The sequence below is a fragment of the Saccharopolyspora elongata genome (assembly GCF_004348985.1).
In the GTDB taxonomy this organism is placed as follows: Bacteria; Actinomycetota; Actinomycetes; order Mycobacteriales; family Pseudonocardiaceae; genus Saccharopolyspora; species Saccharopolyspora elongata.
On the sequence record NZ_SMKW01000016.1, the window covers coordinates 121562 to 146035 of the forward strand.

Genomic DNA, 24474 nt, shown 5'->3' on the forward strand with positions numbered 1-24474 from the left:
CCCCGGACCGCGCACGACGTCGATCGTCGCCAGGCTCCGAAGACGGGACAATCCACGCAAATCGACCACCGCGCCGCTGGCTGTTCGCGCAGAGCTGACTGCTGGAAACCGGTGCTCGCGCGGGCTGTCGCGAGCGGTTTCCGCGTGCCTGCGCCGCGCGCCGGAGCGAGGACGCTATCGTGCGTGTCGTGCGGAGCGTGAGGCGTTGCTCGCGGACCGGGTGTACCAACCCGGCCGTCGCCACGCTCACTTATGCCTATGCGGACTCCACCGCGGTCGTCGGCCCGCTCGCCACCTACGCCGAACCGCACAGCTACGACCTGTGCGAAGCGCACGCGCTGCGGCTCACCGTGCCGAAGGGCTGGGAGGTCGTGCGGCACGAAGGCGAATTCGCGCCACCGGAACCTTCCGACGACGACCTGACCGCGTTAGCGGAGGCCGTGCGGGAAGCAGGTCGGCCGGACCGGCCGGTCGAGGCCCAGGGTCTCGCCCCGGGCGGCAGCCGGCGCGGACACCTGCGCGTCCTGCCCGATCCGATCGACGAGTGAATAGATCGTGACGAACAGCTCGCGTGTGTCGAGCTGGCGCCACCGCGTCCTCGATCGCCGGTAGGCTTCGAGCCACGTCGTCGGACGCGGAACGGGGAGGGTGCAGCGTGCGGGACCTGTCGGGGATCGTCAAGGCCTACGACATCCGCGGGGTGGTCGGTGACGGCTTGGACGCCGACGTGGTGCGGGAGATCGGCGCCGCCTTCACCCGGCTCGTGGGTGGCCCGGCGGTGGTCATCGGACACGACATGCGGGAATCCTCGCCGGGACTGGCCGCGGCATTCGCCGAGGGCGTCACCGGCCAGGGCGTCGATGTGATCAACATCGGGCTGGCCAGCACCGACATGCTGTACTTCGCCTCGGGGCGGCTCGACCTGCCCGGCGCGATGTTCACCGCCAGCCACAACCCGGCCCGCTACAACGGCATCAAGCTGTGCCGCGCCGGGGCCGCCCCGGTCGGCCAGGACAGCGGCCTGTCCGAGATCCAGGAGCTGGTCGCGCACGGCGTACCGGAGTTCCTGGGTGCCAAGGGCGCCACCACCCAGCGCGACCTCGTCGACGAATACGCCGCCTTCCTGCGCGAACTGGTCGACATCAGGGGCATCCGCCCGCTGAAGATCGTGGTCGACGCCGGCAACGGGATGGGTGGGCACACGGTGCCGACCGTCTTCGACGGCCTGCCGATCGAGCTGGTGCCGATGTACTTCGAGCTGGACGGCACCTTCCCCAACCACGAGGCCAACCCGCTCGACCCTGCGAACCTGGTCGACCTGCAGGCCAAGGTCCGCGAGGTCGGAGCCGACGCCGGGCTGGCCTTCGACGGCGACGCCGACCGCTGCTTCGTGGTCGACGAGCGCGCCGAACCGGTCTCGCCGAGCGCGATCACCGCGCTGGTCGCGGTGCGCGAGCTGGCCAAGGAGCCCGGCGGGACGATCATCCACAACCTGATCACCTCCAAGGCCGTGCCCGAGATCGTCGCCGCGCACGGCGGCAAGCCGGTGCGCACCCGCGTCGGGCATTCGTTCATCAAGCAGACGATGGCCGAGACCGGGGCGATCTTCGGCGGCGAGCACTCCGCGCACTACTACTTCCGCGACTTCTGGCGCGCCGACTCCGGCATGCTCGCCGCGCTGCACGTGCTCGCCGCGCTAGGCGGCCAGGACCAGCCGCTGTCGGAGCTGATGGCCGACTACTCGCGGTACGCCGCCTCCGGCGAGATCAACTCAACGGTCGACGACCAGCAGGCCCGGATGCGCGCCGTGGCCGAGGCCTTCGGTGACCGCAATGGCGCTCGTGTGGACGAGCTCGACGGGCTTACCGTGGAGCTGGCGGACGGCTCCTGGTTCAACCTTCGCCCGTCCAACACCGAACCGCTGCTCCGGCTCAACGTGGAGGCAAGGGACACTGACGCGATGGCCGCGCTGCGCGATGAGGTGCTGGCAGTCGTCCGAGGATGACGACCCGGCGTCGCCGCGATGGCAGGAGTGCGTGCCCGCGAGGTCGGCGCGGGTGAGTTTGGGAGGAAAAGTGGCCGTTGACCTGCAACCACAGCTGTTGGAGATCCTGGCATGCCCGTGCCCGGAGCACGCGCCGTTGCGGCCGGGGCTCGGCGATGACGCGCAGGCCGACTACCTGACCTGCACCTCCTGCGGCCGTGGTTTCCCGGTCCGGGACGGAATTCCGGTGCTCCTGCTGGACGAGGCGGTCGGGGGGCCGGCCCCCGGCGCGGCCGGGGAGGGGTGACGTTCGTGCTGGACGACAGTCTCTTCGACGACCCGGCCAGGCTGGCCGATGTGGATTCCGGCGGCCTGCTGCGGCTCGCTGCGCTCTCCGGGGCGCAGGTCCGGGCCGCGGTGGAGAGCGCGGGCGAAGCGGACCTGGCCGAGCTCGCCGACGGGCGCCCGCGCGCCGTGGTGCTGCTGGCGCGCCCCGGCGTCGGCCCGGGCGTCTGCAGCCTGCTGGCGGCCCTGGCCGGGCCGCGGTGCCCGGTCCCGCTGGTGATCGCCGAATCGGTCCCGGCGTGGGTCGGCGCGCTGGACGTCGTCTTCGCGCACACCGACGACGTCGGCGACGCGGTGCTGGCCGAGTCGGTCTCGGTGGCCTGCCGTCGCGGTGCGTCGGTCGTGCTCGCCGCCCCGGCCGACGGCCCGGTCGCGGCCGCCGGGGCGGGCCGCGCCAAAGTGCTCCCACCGCGCATCCCGGTGCCACGGGCGCTGTCGTTCGCGCACGTCTTCGCGGCCGGGCTCAGCATGCTCGGCGCCCTCGGTCTGCTCCACTTCGACGCCGACAGCCTGGCCGGCGTGCTCGACCGGGAAGCCGAACGCGCGCACCCGAGCCACGAATCCCTTGTCAACCCCGCGAAGTCGCTGGCCCTGCGGCTGGCCGACCGCGCCCCGCTGCTCTGGGGCCTCGACCCGGTGTCGACGGCAGTGGCGGCGCACGGCGCGTTCGCGCTCGGCTGCCACGCCGGCGTGGCCTGCGGCGTCGCCGACTACCCGCAGGCGGCCACCGAGCGGGCGCTGCACCGCGCCGCCGCTGCAGTCGGCTCCGAGGCGGACCTGTTCGCCGACCCCGAGGACAACCCGGGCGCGCTGCTGCGCGTGTTCCTGGTCAGCGCGCGGTACGACGCGCGGGGGGAGGCATTCGAACGAGCCGCGACGCGGGATCTGCCCAGCGCGGACCTGGTCACGCCCGGCGAGTCGGTCGGAGACGACGCCGTGCTGCGGTCCGCGGCACTGGCCGCCCGGTTCGACCTGGCCGCCGTGTACCTGGGGCTGGCCGCCGGAACCTTGAACGGGCCCGGCTGGCCGGCGATGGCGGTTCACTGAGGGAAAGTTCAGGGGATGCCCCGATGCCGCCCGCCGCTCCGGCGCGGTGTGCTGTGCTGGGCGTCGGGCACGAGCAGACGCTAGGACGAGGAAGCGAGAATCGACTGTGGAGCTACTGCGGAACGCGGTGCGCCCCTATGCGTGGGGCTCGCGTACCGCTATTGCTGATCTGCTCGGTCGGCCCGTCCCCACGCCGCACCCCGAAGCCGAGCTGTGGATGGGCGCCCACCCGGGTGACCCGTCGCGGGTGGTCCGGTCCGGCGGGGAAGAGGTGTCGCTGCTGTCCCTGCTGGACAGCGACCCGGCGCACCACCTCGGCCCGGCGTGCGTGGACCGCTGGGGCGGCCGGTTGCCGTTCCTGCTCAAGGTGCTCGCGGCCGACGAACCGCTGAGCCTGCAAGCGCATCCGTCCGCAGCGCAGGCGGCCGAGGGCTTCCAGCAGGAGGAGCGAGCGGGCATCGCCCGCAACGCACCCAACCGCAACTACCCGGACCCCACCGCGAAGCCCGAGCTGATCTGCGCGCTGACCGAGTTCCACGCGCTGGCCGGGTTCCGCGACGCGCAGCGGACCGTGCGCCTCCTCGACGAGCTCGCCGTCCCCAGCCTGCGCGCCCACCGCGAACTGCTGGCCGCGCAACCCGATGCCGACGGCCTGCGCGCCCTGTTCACCACCTGGATCACGCTCCCCGAGCACTACCTGCGCGAGGTGCTGCCGGACCTGCTGGAAGCCTGCGTGGCCCACGTGCGGGAGCACGGCGAGTTCGGGCTGGAGTGCCGGACGGTGCTCGAACTCGGCGAGGCGTACCCGAACGACGCCGGAGTGCTGGCCAGCCTGCTGCTGAACCGGATCGTGCTCCAGCCCGGCGAAGCGATCTTCCTGCCCGCCGGGAACCTGCACGCCTACCTGCACGGCACCGGCATCGAGATCCTGGCCAACTCCGACAACATCCTGCGCTGCGGCCTGACGCCCAAGCACGTCGACGTGCCCGAGCTGCTGCGGGTCCTCGACTTCGCCTGCGGCGACATGCGGGTGCTCAAGGGCGAGTCGCTGGACGCCAACCTGACCGCCTACCGGACGCCGGCCGACGAGTTCGAGCTGTCCAGGCTGGACTGGACGCCGGCCGAGGCCGGCGCGGTCCGGCTGGACTCGCCCGGGCCGCAGATTCTCCTGTGCACCAGGGGGCGCGTCCGGCTGACCAGTGGGAACGGGTCGCTGCCGCGCGAGCTGGTGCTGGAACGCGGCCACTCGGTGTGGCTGGCGGCATCCGACCCGGCGGTGGAGGTGCACCCGGTCGAGCTCGACGCCGACGGCAGCGCTCAGGTCTTCCGCGCCGCCGCGGGCGCGTTCTGAGTTCGCCGGTTCTGCGGACCTGATCCCCCGGCGCGGGGCCAGCGGGTAGATTTCTCCCGTCATCGGGCCGGGCACCGGCCTCCCCGCACACCGAATCGGGAGATACATCGTGTCAGCAGGAGGCGGAACCAAGGCCATCCTGGCCGCGCTGGCCGCGAACGCGGGCATCGCAGTGGCCAAGTTCGGCGGGTTCCTGTTCACCGGTTCCTCGTCGATGCTGGCGGAAGCGGTGCACTCGGTCGCCGACACCTCGAACCAGGGCCTGCTTCTGCTCGGCCAGAAGACCTCGCAGCGCAAGCCCACCCCGGAGCACCCCTTCGGGTACGGCCGGGACCGCTACTTCTACTCGTTCGTCGTCGCGCTGCTGCTGTTCAGCCTGGGCTCGGTGTTCGCGCTCTACGAGGGCATCCACAAGATCCAGCACCCCGAGCCGCTGCACTCGGCGTGGGTGGCGGTGGTCATCCTGCTGATCGCGATCGGCCTGGAGACCTTCAGCTTCATCACCGCGATCCGGGAATCGAAGGCGATCAAGGGCGAGCTGACCTGGTGGCAGTTCATCCGGCAGGCCAAGACCCCGGAGCTGCCGGTGGTGCTGCTGGAGGACCTCGGCGCGCTGATCGGCCTGGTGCTCGCGCTCGGCGGCGTCGGCCTCACCGCGCTGACCGGCGACCCGGTCTGGGACGGCATCGGCACCGCGTGCATCGGCGTGCTGCTGGGGGCGATCGCGATCGTGCTGATCGTCGAGACCAAGAGCCTGCTCATCGGCGAGGGCGCGACCCGCGACGTGCTCGCCGAGATCGTGGGCCAGCTGGAGTCCGAGCGGGTGGAGAAGGTGATCCACATCCGGACGCAGTACCTCGGCCCGGACGAGCTGCTGATCGCCGCCAAGATCGGTCTCGCCCCGTCGCTGTCGGTGGCCGAGGTGGCGGCCGAGATCGACGGCGCCGAGGCGCGGGTCCGGGCGAAGGTGCCCGCTGCCCGGCTGATCTACCTCGAACCGGACCTGGAGCGGGGCCGCGCCGCGACCGCGTGACCGCCGCGGCGGCGCGCCAGGTCCTGACCCGGTACGGGATCCCCGGCATCATGCGCCTGTGCGACGTCGGGGTTCCCGATCGATCACCGTACGTAGGCGAAACGGGCAGACATCCCGCTTCCGGAGGTAAGACCAGGGCGTGTTTGCATTACAAGGAGTTAACGAAACGGGTCGCGGGCTCAAGTCAGCCAGTTCCGATCGAGATACTGCCGCGTTAGGGTGCGGACCCACCATTTGGGCTCAATGAGGGAGGCGACAGTGCCAGGCACTGGGCTGTGGCGAACCAAATCGGTCGAACAATCCATCTTGGATACCGACGAACCGGACACCAAGCTGCGAAAGAACCTCGGAACCTGGGACCTGATCGTCTTCGGGGTTTCCGTGGTCATCGGTGCGGGTATCTTCACGCTCGCCGCGCGAACCGCCGGTGATGTCACCGGCCCCTCGGTGTCGCTGGCGTTCGTGCTCGCCGCGATCGCCTGCGGGCTGGCGGCGCTGTGCTACGCCGAGTTCGCCTCCACCGTTCCGGTCGCGGGCAGCGCGTACACCTACTCGTACGCGACGTTCGGCGAGTTCATCGCCTGGATCATCGGCTGGGACCTGATCCTGGAGTTCGCCGTCGCGGCGGCCGCGGTGGCCAAGGGCTGGTCGATCTACCTGGAGCAGGTGCTCAAGCTGATCGGCCTGGAGGTGCCCACGGTCCTGCCGCTGGGCCCGCTGCAGTTCGACTGGGGTGCCGTGCTGCTCACGGTGGTGCTGTGCACCCTGCTGGCCCTCGGCACGAAGCTGTCGGCCCGCGTCAGCCTGGTGATCACGCTGATCAAGGTGGCCGTGGTGCTGCTGGTCATCGTGGTCGGCCTGGCCTACGTGAACGCGGCCAACTACAGCCCGTTCATCCCGCCGGCGCAGACCGCCACCGAGGAAAGCCCGAAGCTGGAGCAGTCGCTGCTGTCGCTGATCCTCGGCGGTGAGACCAGCACCTACGGCGTCTTCGGCCTGCTGGCCGCGGCGTCGCTGGTGTTCTTCGCCTTCATCGGCTTCGACATCGTGGCCACCACGGCGGAGGAGACCAAGAACCCGCAGAAGATGGCGCCCCGCGGCATCCTCGGCAGCCTCGCGATCGTCACCGTGCTCTACGTCGCGGTCGCGCTGGTCGTCACCGGCATGGTGCCCTACACCGACCTCGCGACCGCAGAGGACGGCAGCCGTTCCACGCTGGCCACGGCCTTCGCCCAGCACGGTGTGAACTGGGCGGCGGCGATCATCTCGGTCGGCGCCCTGGCCGGTCTGACCACGGTCGTCATGGTGCTGCTGCTGGGGCAGACCCGCGTGCTGTTCGCGATGTCCCGTGATGGCCTGGTGCCGCGCGGCCTGGCCAAGACCGACCCGAAGCACGGCACCCCGGTCCGGGCCACCATCCTGGTCGGCGCGGTCGTGGTCGTCGCGTCCGGTTTCTTCCCGGCGGACAAGCTGGAAGAGATGGTCAACGTCGGCACGCTGTTCGCCTTCGTGCTCGTCTCGCTCGGCGTGATCGTGCTCCGCAGGACCCGGCCCGATCTGCCGCGCGGCTTCCGGGCCCCGCTGGTGCCGCTGGTGCCGATCCTGGCGATCCTGGCCTGCTTCTGGCTGATGCTGAACCTGACCGCCCTGACCTGGGTCCGGTTCGCGGTCTGGATGGCCGCCGGTGTGGTGATCTACTTCCTGTACGGCCGCAAGCACTCGCGGCTGGCCCAGCGCCAGGCCGGCGAGGTGGCCGCGGGAGGTGCGGTGCCCCAGGACGGGGGCTCCAAGGACTAGCCGGGTGACTGGCTGACCGATCGAAGCGGCGCCGCCCTCGGAGGGCGGCGCCGCTTTTTAGCCTGTGATTCGAACAAATGTTCACCTGGCTGAGTGATGATCTCCGCCGTCCGGCTCCGGATCATGGAGGCATGACACGGAGAACAGCTCAAATCAGGAACGGTCATCACTCCGCTTGCCGCAGCAGGGCTCGCGGAGACAGGAATGCGGGCGTCGAGTGCGGGCCCTTGCCCACGGCGTTCGTGCCCGCCGGCCCCATCGGCGAGGCGCGATCTTCCGGAGCGTCTCCGCCGCGCCGGAGGTCGGCGCTCGGTGCACGCGTGGAGCGCGCCATGTCGCTTTGGTACGCCGCCGGGCTGCCCAGCGGGTGCTCACGTGCCGTTGCTCAGCGCTCGGAAGGGCGCAGCGCCATGCCGCGCTCCCACGGGGCGCTGCGCCCGCGGGGCTCGGTGATCTCCGGAAGCACCGAAGGCTCCGGCCGGGGCTTCGAGTCCTGCTGTCGCGCCACCGTCGCCGTGGTCCGCTCCGGCTCGTCGTTCTGGGCGGTTTCGGGCTCGTCGGCGTCGGTCTTCGGGCGGGTCAGCCCCTCGATGGTCTCGGTGAGGGATCCGCCGTCGCCGCCCTGCGCCGTCAGGTGAGGGGTCTTCGGCGCGCTCGCCGTGGCCGGGGCCTGAGCCGGGGTCGGGGTCTGCGGCTGCAGCGGGAGCGCGGCGCCGCGAACCGGGGACTCCAGGCCCGCGGCCATCGCGACGGCGCGGTCCCACTCCGGGTCGCCGCTGTAGTCGGTGTGCCCGAGCACGCCGGGCACCCAGCGCCGGCACGAGAACGGGCCGCGCTGCGGGTCGGGGAGCCAGTGGTCGCCGCCGAGCACCAGGGCTCCGGTGGGTCCGCGGGTGGCGGCGGGCAGCGGCCCCTCGGTGCCGTCGGCGCGCAGCCCGACCCCGATCAGCATGCCGTCGTAGACCTGCCGGTTCCAGGTGGTCACGGCGCCGCCGATCGGGTCGGTGCCGCGGCACAGCGAGCGCCAGCGGCCGCCGAGCGCGCCGGCCAGGTCGCGCAGCGAGGCGTGGGGCACCACGCCGGGGAACGCCCGCGGGTAGGCCCACTGGAGCTGGGAGCCCGCAGTGACCAGGCCGACCCGTTCGCGGTCGGCTTCCGGCAGGGATTCCAGCAGCCGGGCGGTCGCGACGGCGGCGAGCAGGCTGCCCTGGCTGTGCCCGACGAGGACGACGCGGGTGTTCGGGTCGGCGAGGTGCTCGGTGGCGCGGGCGGCGAGCTCGGGGATCACTTTCAGCGCGTAGCACGGCGGCACCACGGGGTGCGCTTCGCGAGGCCAGAACAGCGCCAGGTCGCAGAGCACGCCGAGGTAGCGGGCGGTGTCCCGCTTGGTGGCGGCCAGGTACACCATCCGAAGCAGCCCGACGGCGAGCGTCGCGAGCGCGGCGACCCCGACCCCGATCAGCCAGGTGAAGCCGGGCAGCTCGGCGACCCGGGCCACCAGGGTCAACGCGGTGCTGACGGCCAGCACCCCAGCGATCACGAGGAGGACGAGATGTGAGTAGCGGCGCTGCAGGTCCGCCCACTTCCAGGCGTTGGCCGCGGCGCGCTGGTCCGCCGGCCGCCCGGCGTGCAGCAAGGCGACCTCGTCGGGAATCGAGTCGTCGGTGCCCACGGAGCCGTCCGCGCCGTCGCCATCGCGGCGTCCAGCACGCCACCGCTTCAGCAGCATCCACGGGGTGCCGATGATCCCGGCGGCGAGCAGCAGCACGGCGGTCGTGCCCCAGAAGATCGTCACGTCGTCGTAGGCGGTGGGCAGCATGAGCACCGGGTCGCCCGGCTCCTGTGAGGAGCCCAGCGCCCGGGCCACGCTCAGGCCGAGTCCCGCGCCGAACCCGTTGCCGAGCATGCAGGCCAGCATCAGCACGGGGGCGGTCATCCAGCCGCCGATCCAGGGGCGGAGCCGGGGCGGGCAGGTCTTCCAGCCGGGGCGGGCGAGCAGTGCGGCGGGTGCGAGCAGGACGGCCACCGCGAGGCATGTGATCACCAAGGCGCCGGTGATCGCGTCGATCGTGTCGCCCGAGCCGGGCAGCGGGCCGGTCAGCTGCCCGGGGAAGAGGGCGACCGTGCACAGCAGTAACGCGGCCACGGTCATCAGCGCGCGACGCGGAGTGCGGCCGAGGGTGATCCGCAGCGCCTTTTCCTTGCCGTCGGCGCGCATTCCGGCCGGGTCGTCGAGCACGACGGTTCCGACCAGGGAGAAGACGAGCAGCGCCGCGGCGATCAGCCAGCGCGGATCGGCGCTGATCGCGAACGGTCCGCCGAGCGCGAGAAGCGCCACAGTGGACAGTGCTGCGATGACGTGCATGGTGCGCAGCACCGGCGTGTCCGGGTCCGCGACGACGTTCGCGCCGGGCAGCATCGGTGCCCGCGACGAGTGCTGCGGTTTGTCGGTCTTCGGCGCGGAGACCTGCCAGGACACAGTGGACAGGCGATTCATGAGGAGGATGACGAGAGCAACGGGCAGCAGAGCGGCCGAGGCGCGCAGGATGTCGATGCTCCGGATGGCGCCCGGGACGAATTCCATGCACGGCACGCCAGGTCGGAGGCATTGCGCGGCGACCAGGTCCAGGGTGACCACGGCCAGCTGCGCGACGAGCAGCATCGTCAGCAGCAGGGCCGAAATCCGGAGCAGCGCGCGCAGCACGGACGAGAGCGCGGTGCTGATCGGGTTACCGGTCCGGGCCGGTGGCAGCATCCAGTGCGCCATGTTGGCCAGCGCGAACGGGAACAGCAGGGCCCAGGTCGCCTTGGCCAGGCCGCCGGAGGTCATGCCACCCCAGACGTAGCCTTCGACGATGCGGGGCACCGAGCGGTCCCCGGCCGACAGCATCGGTCCGGGAACCGGTCGCCGAAGTCGGTCGGCCGGGCGCATGATGCGTCCGATGCCGTCGCCGGCGACGTCCACCGAGGCGACCGAATCGGTCAGCTCGTCGCCGGTGGTGCCGAGGATGCCGTGTACCCGCAGCTCGACGACGCGGGTGTCGGGCCCGGGTATTTGCACTGGATCCTCCCGTGCGGTTGTTGATCGTCGAAACGCCGGTGGCGATTCTCCACTGCTGATCGACATCTGGCGAGCTCTGCCCCTCCGATTGTGATCGTCCGGGGCGCCCCATGTCCCGCATTCCTCGCAGGTTTCCCGGTGCTTTTCCGGCAGTGGTGCCTCTCGTGGCCGACGGGGAGCTGCACAGCGCGGCGCCCGCGGCCGGCGTGGCCGGCGAGCGGCGAAGCCGGGAGTGCGGCGCGGACCAGCGGCTGGGCTGCGCTGTCCCGGCGCGGAGCGGCGCTAGCGCGGCACCGGCCAGATGTTATCGCCCGGAGTGATCGATCGAATACCGACGGTAGTCTCGGTGCGGGGTAAGTCGCCGAATCCGTGCCCTGACCAGCACACATCTTCCAGAGGGGGCGAAGGATGAGTGTCGAGAAGCTGCAGACCCGCGGCGGTGTCGAATTCGCCGTCGCGGATCTGGCACCGGCCGCCGACGGCCGGAACCAGATCCGGTTGGCCGAGCACGAGATGCCCGGACTGATGGCGCTGCGCCGGGAGTACGCCGAGGTGCATCCGCTGAAGGGCGCGCGCATCTCGGGTTCCCTGCACATGACGGTGCAGACCGCCGTGCTGATCGAGACCCTGGTGTCGCTGGGTGCCGAGGTGCGCTGGGCCTCCTGCAACATCTTCTCCACCGACGACGCGGCGGCCGCCGCTGTGGTGGTCGGCCCGCACGGGACTCCGGACGAACCCGGGGGTGTCCCCGTGTTCGCGTGGAAGGGCGAGACCCCGGCGGAGTACTGGTGGTGCACCGAGCGGATGCTGACCTGGCCAGGCGACCAGGGGCCGAACATGATCCTGGACGACGGCGGCGACGCGACCCTGCTGGTCCACGAGGGCGCGAGGTGCGAGGCGGCCGGGGTGGTGCCGAATCCGGCGGACGACGACCCGGACGAGCTCAAGGTGATCTTGGATGAGTTGCGCGCGTCGCTGGCAGCCGACCCCACCAAGTGGACTCGCGCGGCGGCGGGAGTCCGGGGGGTCACCGAGGAGACCACGACCGGCGTCAATCGCCTCTACCGGCTCGCCGCGCGCGGCGAGCTGCTGTTCCCGGCGATCAACGTCAACGACTCGGTGACCAAGTCGAAGTTCGACAACAAGTACGGAATCCGGCATTCGCTGATCGACGGCATCAACCGGGGCACGGATGTGCTCGTGGGCGGCAAGGTCGCGGTGGTGTGCGGCTACGGCGATGTCGGCAAGGGTGCGGCGGAGTCGCTGCACGGCCAGCGGGCCCGCGTGATCATCACCGAGATCGATCCGATCAACGCGCTGCAGGCGATGCTGGACGGGTACCAGGTGGCCCGGCTGGAGAGCGTCATCGACCAGGCCGACATCGTGATCACCACGACGGGGAACAAGGACATCGTCACCGTCGACCACATGCGGCGGATGAAGCACCAGGCGATCCTCGGCAACGTCGGCCACTTCGACGACGAGATCGACATGGCCGGCCTGCGCCGCGCCGCCGATGCGCGCCGGGTGCGGATCAAGCCGCAGGTCGACGAGTGGGTGTTCGACAGCGGCAGGTCGATCATCGTGCTGTCCGAGGGGCGCCTGCTGAACCTGGGCAACGCCACCGGGCATCCGAGCTTCGTGATGTCCGCGTCGTTCGCCAACCAGACGATCGCCCAGATCGAGCTGTTCACCAAGCACGAGGAGTACGACAACGAGGTCTACCGGTTGCCCAAGATCCTCGACGAGAAGGTCGCCCGCATCCACGTGACGGCCCTCGGCGGCGAGCTGACGAAGCTCTCCAAGGAGCAGGCCGAGTACATCGACGTCGATGTGGAAGGTCCCTACAAGCCGGACCACTACCGGTACTGAAGCCCTGCGTGCCGGGCGGCGGAACCTCAGGTGTCCGTTCGGGCTGCGGATCGCCGACCCGCGCCCGCCCGGCCCGAGGCCTGCGCCGATGCCGGCCGGCTCGTCACTGCGCGATGTGGATCTCCGGTTCGTGGCGGACCGGGAAGTTGACCGAGTTGGCGATGAAGCACTTGCGGTGCGCCTCTTCGTGCAGCTTCTCGGCGGTCGGCAGCTTGGCCGGGTCGGTGATCGTCACCTGCGGGCGGAGCACGACTTCGGTGAAGTGCCCGCCGGTGTCGGGATCTTCCACCATGGCGCCGCTCGCGTCGTCGCGGTAGGCGGTGACGACGATGCCGGAGGTGCTGCACAGCGCGAGGTACCACAGCATGTGGCACTCGGACAGCGATGCGACCAGGAGGTCTTCGGGGTTGTGGAGGCCGGGATCGCCGCGGAAGGCGGGATCGGCCGACGCGGTCAGCTGCGGCTTGCCATCGATGTCCACGACGTGCTCACGGCTGTAGTCGCGGTACGAGGCGGTGCCGCCGCCGGTGTTGCCGGTCCAGGTCACGGTCGCGCGGTACGAGTGAGTCTTTGGCATACCGGCTGTATACAGCAGAACGGGTTGCGACGAAAGCGAATTCACGCGCCGGGACGATCCGGACGAGGGCGTCCGGATGGAGGTGCGGCGGCTGGACTACCGTCGACGGCGTGGGTCGACTAATCGTCATCGAGGGACTTGACGGCGCGGGCAAGCGCACGCTCGCCAACGGCATCGCGGCGGAACTGACCGCCCGCGGCCACTCCGTGGCCCGCTCGGCGTTCCCGCGCTACGCCGACGACGTCCACGCCGAGCTCCTCGCGGAAGCGCTCCGCGGTCGCCACGGCGACCTCGGCGACTCCGTCCACGGCATGGCCGTCCTCTACGCGCTCGACCGCCGCGCCGCGGCGGACGCGCTGCGCGCGGACCTCCGCGCGCACGACGTCGTCCTCCTCGACCGCTACGTCGCCTCGAACGCCGCCTACGGCGCCGCCCGGCTCCACCAGGACAGCCACGGCGACTTCGTCGCCTGGGTCCGCGAGCTGGAGGTGACGCGCTTCGCGCTGCCGAGGCCGGATCTGCAGATCCTGCTGCAGGTGCCGTTGGAGGTGGCGGCCGCCCGCGCCGAGCACCGGGAGCGGACCGAAGTGGACCGCCAGCGGGACAACTTCGAGTCCGATGCCCCGCTGCAGCAGCGTTGCGGCAAGGTCTACCAGCAGCTCGCGGCGGCGGACTGGTGGTCGCCGTGGGTCGTGGTGGACGGCGTGAACCACGTGGACTTCGGCGCGCTCGTCGACCAGCACGTCCTCGCGCGGTAAGCGTCCGGCGGCGCGGTGAGGGCCCGCACTGTCCGAAGTGCACACTCGTCCAGGCGGCCCAAGCCGTTGCTACGCAACGTGAGTCGATCGGCACGCGGCGTCGAACCGGGTCGGTGCGCGAAACCACCGGACTGGATGCTCCATTCGGCGGTATTCGCTGGGCCGATTCGGTTGTCGCGCCGCGACCTGCGGCGACGATCAGCGGGTGGATGCACGGCGGCGGGGCGACAAGTGCAACCATGTTGGCCATGAAGGCACGCGTGCTCGTGGTGGACGACGATCCGGCCCTGGCCGAAATGCTGACCATCGTGCTCCGAGGTGAGGGCTTCGAGACGGCCGTCGTCAGCGACGGCACCAAGGCGCTGCCTGCCTTGCGCGAGCTCAAGCCCGACCTGGTCCTGCTGGACCTGATGCTGCCCGGGATGAACGGCATCGACGTCTGCAAGGCCATCCGCACCGAGTCCGTCGTGCCGATCGTGATGCTGACCGCCAAGAGCGACACGGTCGACGTGGTGCTGGGCCTGGAGTCCGGCGCCGACGACTACGTGGTCAAGCCGTTCAAGCCGAAGGAGCTGGTCGCCCGGCTGCGGGCCCGGCTGCGCCGGACCGACGCCGAGCCGGCCGAGGTGCTCACCATCGGCGACGTGACCATCGACGTGCCCGGCCACGAGGTGACCCGCGACGGCCAGCCGATCGCGTTGACGCCGCTGGAGTTCGACCTGCTGGTGGCACTGGCCCGCAAGCCGCGCCAGGTCTTCACCCGCGAGGTCCTGCTGGAACAGGTGTGGGGCTACCGGCACGCCGCCGACACCCGCCTGGTCAATGTGCACGTCCAGCGCCTGCGGTCCAAGGTGGAGCGCGACCCGGAGCGCCCCGAGGTGGTGCTGACGGTCCGCGGCGTCGGTTACAAGGCCGGCCCTCCGTGATGTCCTGATCGAAATGGGCGCCCGCTCGCGAGCGGGCGCCCATTCGTCCGGTCCGGAACTTCGGGTCCGGCCCGGGATCGCGGCTCGCGCCTGCGCGCGGCGCGAGTTGCGGGTGTGGAACAAGAGGAAATGACTGCGCGGCCGGCACCCGGACTGCGGGTGGGCGAGGTGATCCGGAACTGCGCGCCGGTCGGGGCACCGGTGTGGGCGGTCGGCCGAGCCTTTGACACAGTTGCTAGCCGGGTCGTAGTGGCGGAGTGGCCCGGGGGACGGTTGCCGTGAGGGTGTGGACGCGTCGAGGCCGCTTGGTGCAGCGGCTGGTCAGTCGTGTCCGCGAGGAGGTCCGCAGCCGCTGGCGCCGCTTCGAAGCGCTGTGGCGGCGGTCGATGCAGCTGCGCGTCGTGGTCAGCACCCTCGCGCTGTCGATGGCCGTGGTCTTCGCGCTGGGCATGATGCTGCAGTGGCAGATCACGTCACAGCTGCTGTCCACGAAGGAGACCGCCGCGATTTCGCAGGTCGAGGTCAGCCTGCCGATCCTGGAGCGCGAGCTGACCGCGGTCGACCCGAACGCGGACAACGTCACCGAACAGCTGCAGGCCGCGCTGAACCGCCTGACGACGACGTCCTCCGGGCAGTCCACCACCGAGACGGTGGCCGGCGCGTTCGAGCCGGTGCTGGTCGACGGGCGCGCACCGGGCGAACGGTCGCAGCAGCCGGCCGCCGGCCCGATCGACGACGTGCCGTCCGACCTGCGCCAATTCGTCGAACGCGGCCAGCTGGCCACCAAGATCACCACCGCGCACCGGGAGAAGGGCACCTCCGTCACGATGCTGGCGGTGGGGACGCCGGTGAGCACCGCGACCCGGCAGCTCCAGGTCTACCTGCTGTTCCCGCTGACCGCCGAGCAGAACACCCTCGAAGTCCTGCAGCAGACCCTGCTGCTCGGCGGGCTGGTGCTGCTGGTGATGGTGGGCGCCATCACGAACCTGGTGACCCGCCAGGTGGTGCGCCCGGTGCGGCAGGCCGCGCAGATCGCCGAGCAGCTGGCCGAAGGTGACCTGGACAAGCGGATGCGGGTGATCGGCGAGGACGACGTGGCCCGGCTGGCGGAGTCGTTCAACGAGATGGCCGGCAGCCTCAAGCAGCAGATCACGCAGCTGGAGGAGTTCGGCCAGCTGCAGCGCCGGTTCACCTCGGACGTCTCCCACGAGCTGCGCACCCCGCTGACCACCGTGAGGATGGCCGCCGACGTGCTGCACGCCTCCCGGGAGCAGTTCCCGCCCGGCCTGTCCCGGTCGACCGAGCTGCTCGTCGACGAGCTCGACCGGTTCGAACTGCTGCTGGCAGACCTGCTGGAGATCTCCCGGCTGGACGCCGGCGTCGCCGATCTGGCGGCCGAGCAGCTGGACCTCACCGAGATCGTGGACCGCTCCGTCGAGGCGCTGCGACCCATCGCCGACACAAGCGGCGTCGAGCTGCGGGTGATCGCCCCGTCCGGGGGCGGGCTCACCATCGTCGCCGACGTCCGCCGGGTGGAGCGGATCATGCGGAACCTGGTGGCCAACGCCATCGACCACGCCGAGGGTGGGCCGGTCGAGATCCGCTTCGGCGGCAACGAGCAGGCCGTCGCGGTGACCGTCCGGGACTACGGCGTCGGCCTGCGCTCGGGCGAGGCCGAGCTGGTGTTCACCCGGTTCTGGCGGGCCGACCCATCCCGGAACCGGCGCACCGGCGGCACCGGCCTCGGGCTGTCGATCAGCCTCGAGGACGCTCGGCTGCACGGCGGCGGGCTGGACGCGTGGGGCGAACCTGGCGAGGGCTCGTGCTTCCGCCTCACCCTGCCCCGGCGGCCGGGCGAGGGGTTCGACACCAGCCCGCTGCCGATGCCGGGCATCCGCCGGATCGCGGCACCGGAAGCGCTGCTCGCGGCCAGCGTCGACCCGCCGAAGGACGGCGAGGCCGGCGATCCGGACTTCCGCGACCGCGGGCCGGCTCGGTTGTCCGAACACACCTGGGAGGACGAATGATGGGCGTGCGTCGGGTGGCGGTGCTGCTGGCGGTGCTGCTGTCGGTGTCGGCGTGCGCATCGATCCCGGAGAGTTCGGACCCGAGGGCGATCCGGGCGGTCGACGAGAGCAACGCGACCGCGCCCGTGCCCCCGCCACCGGACGGCGCCGACCCGCTCGCACTGGTGCGTAGTTTCGTCAACGCGTCCGCCGCCCCGGAGAGCAACCACGAGTCCGCGCGACAGCACCTCACCCCGGCGGCGCGCCGGAGCTGGACCCCGGCGCCGGGCCTGCTCATAGTGGACAACGTCGACACGATCCCGGCGACGCAGCCCACGCCGCTGCCCGACGGCGTGCAGATGGTCACCGTGCAGGCCGACAAGGTGGGGCGGCTGCTGCCGGACTCGTCCTTCGTCCCCGAAGTCGGCGAGTACCAGGCCCAGGTACGGGTGGAGCTGCAGGCGGACGGGGAGTGGCGCATCGCGACGCCGCTGCCCGAGATCGTCGCCAGCAAGGGCTCGTTCAGCACCGTCTACCAGGCGGTCCCGATCTACTTCCTGGACCACGACTCGACCGGCATCGTCCCGGATGTGCGGTACGTGGTGTCGCAACCGGCGAGCACCCTGCCCAGGCAGGTCATCGACCTGCTGACCAGCGGCCCGTCCGCGGGGCTGGAGTCGGCCATGCGCACCGCCATCCCGCCCGGCGTGCACCCGAAGACCAACCCGGCCGACCCCGGGGACGGCGCGCTGGAGGTGAACCTCAGCGATCTCGGCGCCATCCCGCGGGAGGACCGCCAGCTGATCGCCGCGCAGGTGGTGTTCACCTTGCAGAGCGTCAACAACGCGCGGGTCCGGCTGAAGGTGGAGGGTGCGCCGCTGCTGCCGGACGGGAAGGACCTGCGGCCGACCGACCTCGGCTCCTACGAGACCAACAACACCGCCCGCCCGGATCTGCCGGGGATGGTGGTGGTCGACGAGCGGCTGCTCTCCCTCGACACCGCGCAGCCGATCCAGGGCCCGGCCGGATCGGGCGAGTACGACGTGCTCCGGGCCGGCCAGTCGCTCGACGGCAGCCATCTCGCGGCGGTCACGCGCGTCGCCGGTGGCACCGGCGTCGAGCTGCGGGTCGGCCGCTACGGCGCGCAGCTGCCCGAACTCCCGGTGCGGGGCGCCGACATGAGCAGGCCCACCTGGCGCGGGAAATCCGAGGTGTGGACCGTCGTGGACGGTCGCAACGTGGTCCGCGCGCTGGATGCCGGGAACAGCTGGGTGCCGCGCCAGGTCGACACCGGGCAGCTGACCAGCGACGGGCCGATCAGCGATTTGCGGTTGTCCCGCGACGGAACGCGGGTGGCGGCGGTGGTCGGCGGCCGCCTCGTGGTCGCCGGAGTGTCCGATCAGGACGGTCAGGTGGTGCTGCAGCGGCCGATCACGCTGCCTGCGCCGGGGGTTCGGGTCACCGGAGTCGATTGGCTGAAGGACGACTCGCTGGTGGTGATCAGCGACAGCAACACCACGCCGGTCTTCGAGGTGACGGTCGACGGGTTCCAGTGGGTCCCGTTCACCGCCGCGAACCTCGGGCAGCCGTTGAAGGCTGTCACGGTCGCCAACCGCGGCCGGGTGGTCGTCAGCGACCGCAGCGGGATCTGGGAGTCCAAGGAGACCGACGACGTCTGGTCCCTGGTCCAGGGCTCGATCGGCGGCGGTTCGATCCCGTTCTTCCCGGGCTGACCGCCGACCCCGACACGCGTCGGTGAGTCGGGACGCCGATCTGCGGCACCATCGGCCGGTGCGCGTTTCCTGGTTCGGTGCGGGGCTTTCCGGCTTGGTCGACCTGATGCTGCCGCTGCGCTGCGCGGGCTGCGACGCGGCGGGCGTGGCGTGGTGCCGGGACTGCGCGCGCGAGCTCGGCGGGCTGCGCCGAGTCGAGCGCCCGCTGCTCGAAGCCGTCCCGCCGGTGTACGCGCTCGGCCGGTACCGGGGCGCCGCCCGGCGAGCGGTGCTCGCCTACAAGGAGTCCGGCCGCCGCCATCTCGCCGAGCCGCTGGCCCGCCACATCGCGATCGGCCTGCGTGCGATCACCGCCGAGCACCGGCTCGATCAGGCCTGGTACCTGGTGCCGGCGCCGTCCCGGACGATCGCCTCCCGTCGAAGGGGCGGCGCGCACATGTCCCGCATCGCGCACCGGGCCGCGGCCGGGCTGACCGGCGCGGGGCATCCGGCGGCCGTCGCGGACTGCCTGGTGACCGCGCGCGGTGCGGCGGATTCGGCCGGGCTGGATGCGGCCGAACGAGTGCGCAACCTGTCCGGCCGAGTGCTCGGCCGGACGAGTCGTTTTCCGCCGCAGGCGGCGCAAGTCGCGCTGATCGACGACGTCATCACGACCGGCGCGACGGTCGCGAGCTGCTTGGCGGTCCTCGGAGCCGCAGGCATCGAGGTCGCCGCGGTGCTCGGCCTGACCGCGACGGCCGCCTGAAGCATTCGGGTGGATTGCCATTACCCGAACAGCCGCGGGAACTTCACCTGCCGTCCACTCGTTTTCCAGTTATGAGCAGGCAGGACCCGGCCCCCCGGCGGCCCGATGCGGAGCTACGGCACGTAGCCACCGATCGGGTGAAAAAAGAGGCCGATGGGGCGCCTGGGTCAGGGCAAGCCCGCGCCCGCTGCCTGCTTCGAACGGTGGCAGACATCACTCTCGGTGGCCGCTTGACTTCGCCCGACAAGGGGGGTGTCACAAATCGGTAAACCGAGCTAACGTGCCACTCAATCCAGCCAACCCAGGCGGGAGGGAAGGAGCGAAACCCCATGTCCCTGGCGCCGGAAGTGAGCTGATCGCCTTCTAGCCGGCGCCGCCGTGCACACCTCGCCTACGGCACGCAAGGAACGGAGGTCGTGAATGGATATCGTCGTCAAGGGTCGCAACGTCGAAGTTCCCACGCACTACCGGGAGCACGTCAATGCGAAGTTGACCCGGCTTGAGCGGTACAACAAGAAGGCAATCCGGGCGGACGTGGAACTGTTCCACGAGCGCAATCCCCGTCAGGCCAAGAATTGCCAGCGAGTCGAGATCACGCTGATGGGCAAGGGCTCGCCCGTTCGGGCCGAGGCTTGCGCAGGCGATTTCTACGCCGCACTCGACGCCGCCACGACCAAGCTGGAGAGCAGGCTCCGGCGCATGCACGACCGTAGAAAGGTGCACTACGGGCAGCACAACCCGACATCCGTGGCACAGGCGACCGCAGCGATGGCGGACCGGCCCGTCGCGATGGGCCAGGCCGTGGCCGAAGGCCGGACCGCGCTACTGGAAGCGCCGCCGGAGGTCGACGAGTACGCCGCCGAGGTCCCGGGCCAGCGGATGGCCGCGGAAAACGGGTACGACGAACCAGGCCGAGTCGTCCGCGAGAAGGACCACCCGGCCGAGCCGATGACGGTTGACCAGGCCCTCTACGAGATGGAACTGGTCGGACACGACTTCTACCTCTTCTCCGATGCGGATAGCGGTAGGCCCAGCGTGGTCTACCGGAGGAAGGGATTCGACTACGGAGTGATCAGGTTGGCTGACGCGCTATAGGGCGAGTCTGCGCCAACGCCGACCCGAACGACTGTCCCCCGCGTACCGTGGTTCGCGGGGGACAGTCGCGTGTGGGGGTCCGCCACCCGGACCTGCACCGGATGGCGGGTCCCCACTACCAGCTCTAATACGATGACCGCAAAGCGTCCGTGACGGACGCGTCACGATCAGCTAGTGAGGTCGACCGGATGGTCCTGTCCCGACTGCTCCGCGCCGGCGAGGGCAAGATGCTCAAGCGTCTGCGCAACATCGCGGCGCACATCAACGAGCTTGAAAAGGACATCGTCGCGCTGTCCGACGCCGAGCTGCGGGGCAAGACCGACGAGTTCAAACGCCGCCACGCCGACGGCGAGTCCCTCGACGAACTGCTGCCCGAAGCGTTCGCGGTGGCCCGCGAGGGCGCCAAGCGCACCCTGGGCCAGCGGCACTTCGACGTGCAGCTGATGGGTGGCGCGTCGCTGCACCTCGGCAACATCTCCGAGATGAAGACCGGTGAGGGAAAGACCCTGACCTGCGTGCTGCCCGCCTATCTCAACGCGCTCACCGGCAAGGGCGTGCACGTCGTCACGACCAACGACTACCTGGCCCGCCGCGACGCCGAGTGGATGGGCCGCGTGCACCGCTTCCTGGGCCTGGAGGTCGGCGCGATCCTGGCCGACATGACGCCGGAGCAGCGACGCAAGGCCTACGCCGCGGACATCACCTACGGGACGAACAACGAGTTCGGCTTCGACTACCTGCGCGACAACATGGCCTGGAGCCTCGCCGACTGCGTGCAGCGCGGGCACTACTTCGCCGTCGTCGACGAGGTCGACTCCATCCTGATCGACGAAGCCCGGACGCCGCTGATCATCTCCGGCCCCGCCGACCAGTCCTCCCGCTGGTACCAGGAGTTCGCCAGGCTCGCGCCGATGCTCAAGCGCGACCAGCACTACGAGGTGGACGAGCGCAAGCGCACCGTCGGCGTCACCGAAGACGGCGTCACCCTCATCGAGGACCAGCTCGGCATCGAAAACCTCTACGAGGCGGCCAACACCCCGCTGGTGGGCTACCTCAACAACGCGCTGAAGGCCAAGGAGCTCTACAAGCGCGACAAGGACTACATCGTCCGCGACGGCGAGGTGCTGATCGTCGACGAGTTCACCGGCCGCATCCTGGCCGGGCGCCGCTACAACGAGGGCATGCACCAGGCGATCGAGGCCAAGGAAGGCGTCGAGATCAAGGCCGAGAACCAGACCCTGGCCACGATCACGCTGCAGAACTACTTCCGCCTCTACGACAAGCTGGCCGGCATGACCGGTACCGCCGAGACCGAGGCGGCCGAGTTCCACACCACCTACAAGCTCGGTGTGGTGCCGATCCCGACGAACAAGCCGATGGCCCGCGCCGACCAGCCCGACCTGGTGTACAAGACGGAGCCGGCGAAGTTCGAGGCGGTCGCCGAGGACATCGAAGAGCGGTACCAGAGCGGCCAGCCGGTCCTGGTCGGCACGACCAGCGTGGAGCGCTCCGAGTACCTGTCGAAGCTGCTCACCAAAAAGGGCATCCCGCACAACGTGCTGAACGCGAAGAACCACGCGCGGGAGGCCGCGATCATCGCCGAGGCGGGTCGCAAGGGCGCGGTCACGGTCGCCACCAACATGGCCGGTCGCGGTACCGACATCGTGCTCGGCGGCAACATCGACCACCTCGCGGACGCCGAACTGCGCGGCCGCGGCCTGGACCCGGTGGAGAACCGCGAGCAGTACGAGGCAGAGTGGCCCGCGGTCGTCGAGAAGATCACGGCGCAGGTCAAGGCCGAGAGCGAGGAGATCCGCGAGGTCGGCGGCCTCTACGTGCTGGGCACCGAGCGCCACGAGTCCCGCCGCATCGACAACCAGCTGCGCGGTCGTTCCGGCCGTCAGGGCGACCCGGGCGAGTCCCGGTTCTACCTGTCGCTGGGCGACGAGCTGATGCGGCGCTTCAACGCCGCGATGGTCGAGACCGTGATGACCCGGCTCAAGGTGCCCGACGACGTGCCGATCGAGCACAAGATGGTCAGCCGCGCCATCCGCAGCGCGCAGACCCAGGTCGAGCAGCAGAACATGGAGATCCGCAAGAACGTCCTCAAGTACGACGAGGTCATGAACCAGCAGCGGACCGTCATCTACGACGAGCGGCACCGCGTGCTGGCCGGCGAGGACCTGCACGAGCAGGTCATGCACATGCTCACCGACGTGGTGACGGCCTACGTCGACGCGGAGACCGCCGAGGGTTACGTCGAGGACTGGGACTTCGAGAAGCTCTGGACCGCGCTGAAGACCCTCTACCCGATGTCGATCAGCTGGGAAGCCCTCGTCGACGACGAAGAGGACATGTCCAAGGAGCGCCTGCTGGAGCTCATCCTGGAGGACGCGCGCGCCGCGTACGCCAAGCGCGAGGCCGAAGTCGACGGCAAGGTCGGCCAGGGCGCGATGCGCGAGCTGGAGCGCCGCGTGGTGCTCAGCGTCCTGGACCGCAAGTGGCGCGAGCACCTCTACGAGATGGACTACCTCAAGGAGGGCATCGGGCTGCGGGCGATGGCGCAGCGCGACCCGCTGATCGAGTACCGCCGCGAGGGCTTCGACATGTTCGGGGCGATGCTGGAGGCGCTCAAGGAGGAGTCCGTCGGATTCCTGTTCAACGTCCAGGTCGAGGCGGCCGAGCCGCAGCCCGAACCGGAAGCGCCGGCCATGCCGGTGTCGGTGAGCCAGGTCGGCAGCGGCACGCCGGACGTGCCCCAGACCCCGCAGCCGACGGCCCAGCCCGCGCCGCAACCGCGGCCCAGGCGCGCCCGGCCGGCATCCGCCGGCCCCGCGTTGAGCCAGCTGCCCACCGCGGCAGACGGCGAGCAGGTCCCGTCCGCGCTGCGCGGCAAGGGACTCGACTCGCCGACGCAGCGGGGCCTGAGCTACTCCGGACCGAACGAGACCGGCGACGTGGAGACCAGCAGCGACAGCGACCAGGGGCCGGAGTCCCGCAGCGGCACCCGCCGCGAGCGTCGGGCCGCCGCTCGAGCTGACGCGAAGAAGAATAAGAAGCGCTGATCAGACCAAGGACAGCAGCGTGCACACCCAGTGCCCGTTGTCCTGTTCCAAGCGCAGCACCAGGGCCCGGACCCGGTAGTGCGTCCCGACGATCATGCAGGCCTCCACCGCGCAGTCGGTGACCAGGCAGGCGTGAACGGATCGCAGCCGGTAGTCCGGGCCTTGCGCTGCGTGCAGCCGGGTGGTGAGCAGCAGCCCGGCCACATGCGGCTCGAGGTGCTCGCGCACCTGATGCAAGGTCCGACGCCCGGAGAGCGCGTCGAACACCTGCTCGCCGATGAACCCCGCGATGGCGGAGGCGCTGCTGTCCGCCACCGCCTCGGCCAGCGTCGTTTCGATCGACAGCATTGCGGTCATGGAGTCTCCAGGCGGTCGGCGGACTTGGCTCCCGCTTAACTGAGGAACTTGCGGTCCGGATCCGGTCACCTTCAGCCGCGGAACGCACCGATCGTGTGAGCTACCGTGCGGCTCGTGGATCTGAAGGGACTGCTGCTGGATTGCGCCGGGGTGCTCGACGATCCGGGCGCCGAGCCGTCCGGCGTTGCGCCGCTGCTGGACGTCGCGCGGCGCATCCGCCAGGCCGGGATCGGAACCGCGCTGGTGTCCAATGCCAACGGGCTCGACGATCCGGGCCTGGCCGAGCTGTTCGACACCGTCGTGCTGTCCGGGGCGGTCGGCGTCGCAAAGCCGAGCCTCGAGATCTACCGGTTGACCGCGCGCCGGCTGGGGCTGGAACCGCGGCAGTGCGTCTTCGTCGACGACCTCCGCCGGAACGTGGCCGGCGCGATCGAGGCGGGCATGGTCGGAGTCCACCACCGCGACGTCGATTCGACGGCCACCGAGCTCGCCGCCCTCTTCGGCCTCGAGATCGGCTCTGACCTGGTGTTTTGATGTTTAAGGGGGGGTGGTTGCAGGGGGTGTTTCGGGGGTGTGTAAATTTATCCAAGTCAGCGCGACACGGGCCGGGAAAACCGGGCCGAGCCTGACACGGGTCGCGAACCAAGCTCCTGCCTTCGGGTGGTAGAGTGGGCGAACCGGTAAAGCGGTGAAGAGGAAATGCTCCCCGGAGCTTTGATCCC

20 protein-coding genes are annotated in these 24474 nt (G+C 70.6%); 16 read left to right on the plus strand and 4 right to left on the minus strand.

The features are described from left to right. Positions 1–188: 188 nt before the first annotated feature. The 7 genes from E1288_RS14975 (at position 189) to E1288_RS15005 (ending at position 7557) form a co-directional block, all read left to right on the plus strand. Positions 189–548, plus strand: a complete 360-nt coding sequence (locus E1288_RS14975) for a DUF3499 domain-containing protein (RefSeq protein ID WP_132485393.1) — start codon at positions 189–191, stop codon at positions 546–548. 107 nt (positions 549–655) lie between these two features. Beyond that, positions 656–2005: a phosphomannomutase/phosphoglucomutase gene (locus tag E1288_RS14980; protein ID WP_132485395.1), complete on the plus strand. Its 1350-nt coding sequence runs from the start codon at positions 656–658 to the stop codon at positions 2003–2005. 70 nt (positions 2006–2075) lie between these two features. Next, the gene (locus tag E1288_RS14985) at positions 2076–2291 is read left to right on the plus strand and encodes a Trm112 family protein (protein WP_093267122.1); all 216 of its coding nucleotides are present in this window, start codon (positions 2076–2078) and stop codon (positions 2289–2291) included. A gap of 5 nt (positions 2292–2296) precedes the next feature. Then, complete coding sequence (locus tag E1288_RS14990) at positions 2297–3376, plus strand: SIS domain-containing protein (RefSeq protein ID WP_132485456.1); 1080 nt, start codon at positions 2297–2299, stop codon at positions 3374–3376. Positions 3377–3482: 106 nt separating this feature from the next. After that, on the plus strand, positions 3483–4727 hold the full coding sequence (gene manA / locus E1288_RS14995) for a mannose-6-phosphate isomerase, class I (RefSeq protein ID WP_132485397.1): 1245 nt from the start codon (positions 3483–3485) through the stop codon (positions 4725–4727). Between the two features lie 109 nt (positions 4728–4836). Further along, on the plus strand, positions 4837–5760 hold the full coding sequence (locus E1288_RS15000; protein WP_132485398.1) for a cation diffusion facilitator family transporter: 924 nt from the start codon (positions 4837–4839) through the stop codon (positions 5758–5760). A gap of 258 nt (positions 5761–6018) precedes the next feature. After that, positions 6019–7557: an amino acid permease gene (locus tag E1288_RS15005; protein ID WP_132485400.1), complete on the plus strand. Its 1539-nt coding sequence runs from the start codon at positions 6019–6021 to the stop codon at positions 7555–7557. Between the two features lie 166 nt (positions 7558–7723). On the opposite strand, the gene E1288_RS46935 is transcribed toward E1288_RS15005, so the two are convergent. Together E1288_RS46935 and E1288_RS15010 are read right to left on the minus strand one after the other, a co-directional pair. After that, entirely contained in the window at positions 7724–7891 is a 168-nt protein-coding gene (locus tag E1288_RS46935; protein WP_165968121.1) for a hypothetical protein, read from the minus strand. A gap of 51 nt (positions 7892–7942) precedes the next feature. Continuing rightward, complete coding sequence (locus tag E1288_RS15010; protein ID WP_132485402.1) at positions 7943–10618, minus strand: alpha/beta hydrolase family protein; 2676 nt, start codon at positions 10616–10618, stop codon at positions 7943–7945. A 408-nt stretch (positions 10619–11026) separates the two neighbouring features. Between E1288_RS15010 and ahcY the strand changes: the two genes are divergently transcribed. Continuing rightward, positions 11027–12490: an adenosylhomocysteinase gene (ahcY, locus tag E1288_RS15015; protein WP_132485404.1), complete on the plus strand. Its 1464-nt coding sequence runs from the start codon at positions 11027–11029 to the stop codon at positions 12488–12490. Between the two features lie 103 nt (positions 12491–12593). On the opposite strand, the gene E1288_RS15020 is transcribed toward ahcY, so the two are convergent. Further along, positions 12594–13067 carry an OsmC family protein gene (locus E1288_RS15020; protein ID WP_132485406.1) on the minus strand — a complete coding sequence of 158 codons (474 nt, stop codon included), beginning with the start codon at positions 13065–13067 and terminating at the stop codon, positions 12594–12596. 110 nt (positions 13068–13177) lie between these two features. On the opposite strand from E1288_RS15020, the gene E1288_RS15025 reads away from it, so the two are divergent. The 7 genes from E1288_RS15025 to secA all read left to right on the plus strand — a co-directional run bounded on the left by E1288_RS15025 (position 13178) and on the right by secA (position 23395). Beyond that, a complete protein-coding gene (locus E1288_RS15025; RefSeq protein ID WP_132485408.1) occupies positions 13178–13825 on the plus strand; it encodes a dTMP kinase in 648 nt (215 codons plus the stop codon). Between the two features lie 248 nt (positions 13826–14073). Continuing rightward, entirely contained in the window at positions 14074–14751 is a 678-nt protein-coding gene (gene mtrA, locus E1288_RS15030) for an MtrAB system response regulator MtrA (RefSeq protein WP_093160527.1), read from the plus strand. Positions 14752–15056: 305 nt separating this feature from the next. Next, positions 15057–16778, plus strand: a complete 1722-nt coding sequence (gene mtrB, locus E1288_RS15035; RefSeq protein WP_132485410.1) for an MtrAB system histidine kinase MtrB — start codon at positions 15057–15059, stop codon at positions 16776–16778. After that, entirely contained in the window at positions 16775–18490 is a 1716-nt protein-coding gene (locus E1288_RS15040) for an LpqB family beta-propeller domain-containing protein (RefSeq protein WP_207954357.1), read from the plus strand. The genes mtrB and E1288_RS15040 overlap by 4 nt, the downstream gene beginning before the upstream one ends. Before the next feature lie 58 nt (positions 18491–18548). Further along, positions 18549–19235: a ComF family protein gene (locus E1288_RS15045; RefSeq protein ID WP_132485412.1), complete on the plus strand. Its 687-nt coding sequence runs from the start codon at positions 18549–18551 to the stop codon at positions 19233–19235. Positions 19236–19655: 420 nt separating this feature from the next. Continuing rightward, positions 19656–20330 carry a ribosome hibernation-promoting factor, HPF/YfiA family gene (gene hpf / locus E1288_RS15050; RefSeq protein ID WP_132485414.1) on the plus strand — a complete coding sequence of 225 codons (675 nt, stop codon included), beginning with the start codon at positions 19656–19658 and terminating at the stop codon, positions 20328–20330. A gap of 188 nt (positions 20331–20518) precedes the next feature. Then, positions 20519–23395 (plus strand): preprotein translocase subunit SecA, encoded by a 2877-nt coding sequence (secA, locus tag E1288_RS15055; RefSeq protein ID WP_132485416.1) that lies wholly within the window; start codon positions 20519–20521, stop codon positions 23393–23395. Here secA and E1288_RS15060 read toward each other — a convergent pair whose 3' ends face one another. After that, positions 23396–23752: an Rv3235 family protein gene (locus tag E1288_RS15060; RefSeq protein WP_132485418.1), complete on the minus strand. Its 357-nt coding sequence runs from the start codon at positions 23750–23752 to the stop codon at positions 23396–23398. A 114-nt stretch (positions 23753–23866) separates the two neighbouring features. On the opposite strand from E1288_RS15060, the gene E1288_RS15065 reads away from it, so the two are divergent. Then, on the plus strand, positions 23867–24286 hold the full coding sequence (locus E1288_RS15065; protein ID WP_132485420.1) for an HAD-IA family hydrolase: 420 nt from the start codon (positions 23867–23869) through the stop codon (positions 24284–24286). Positions 24287–24474: the final 188 nt, after the last annotated feature.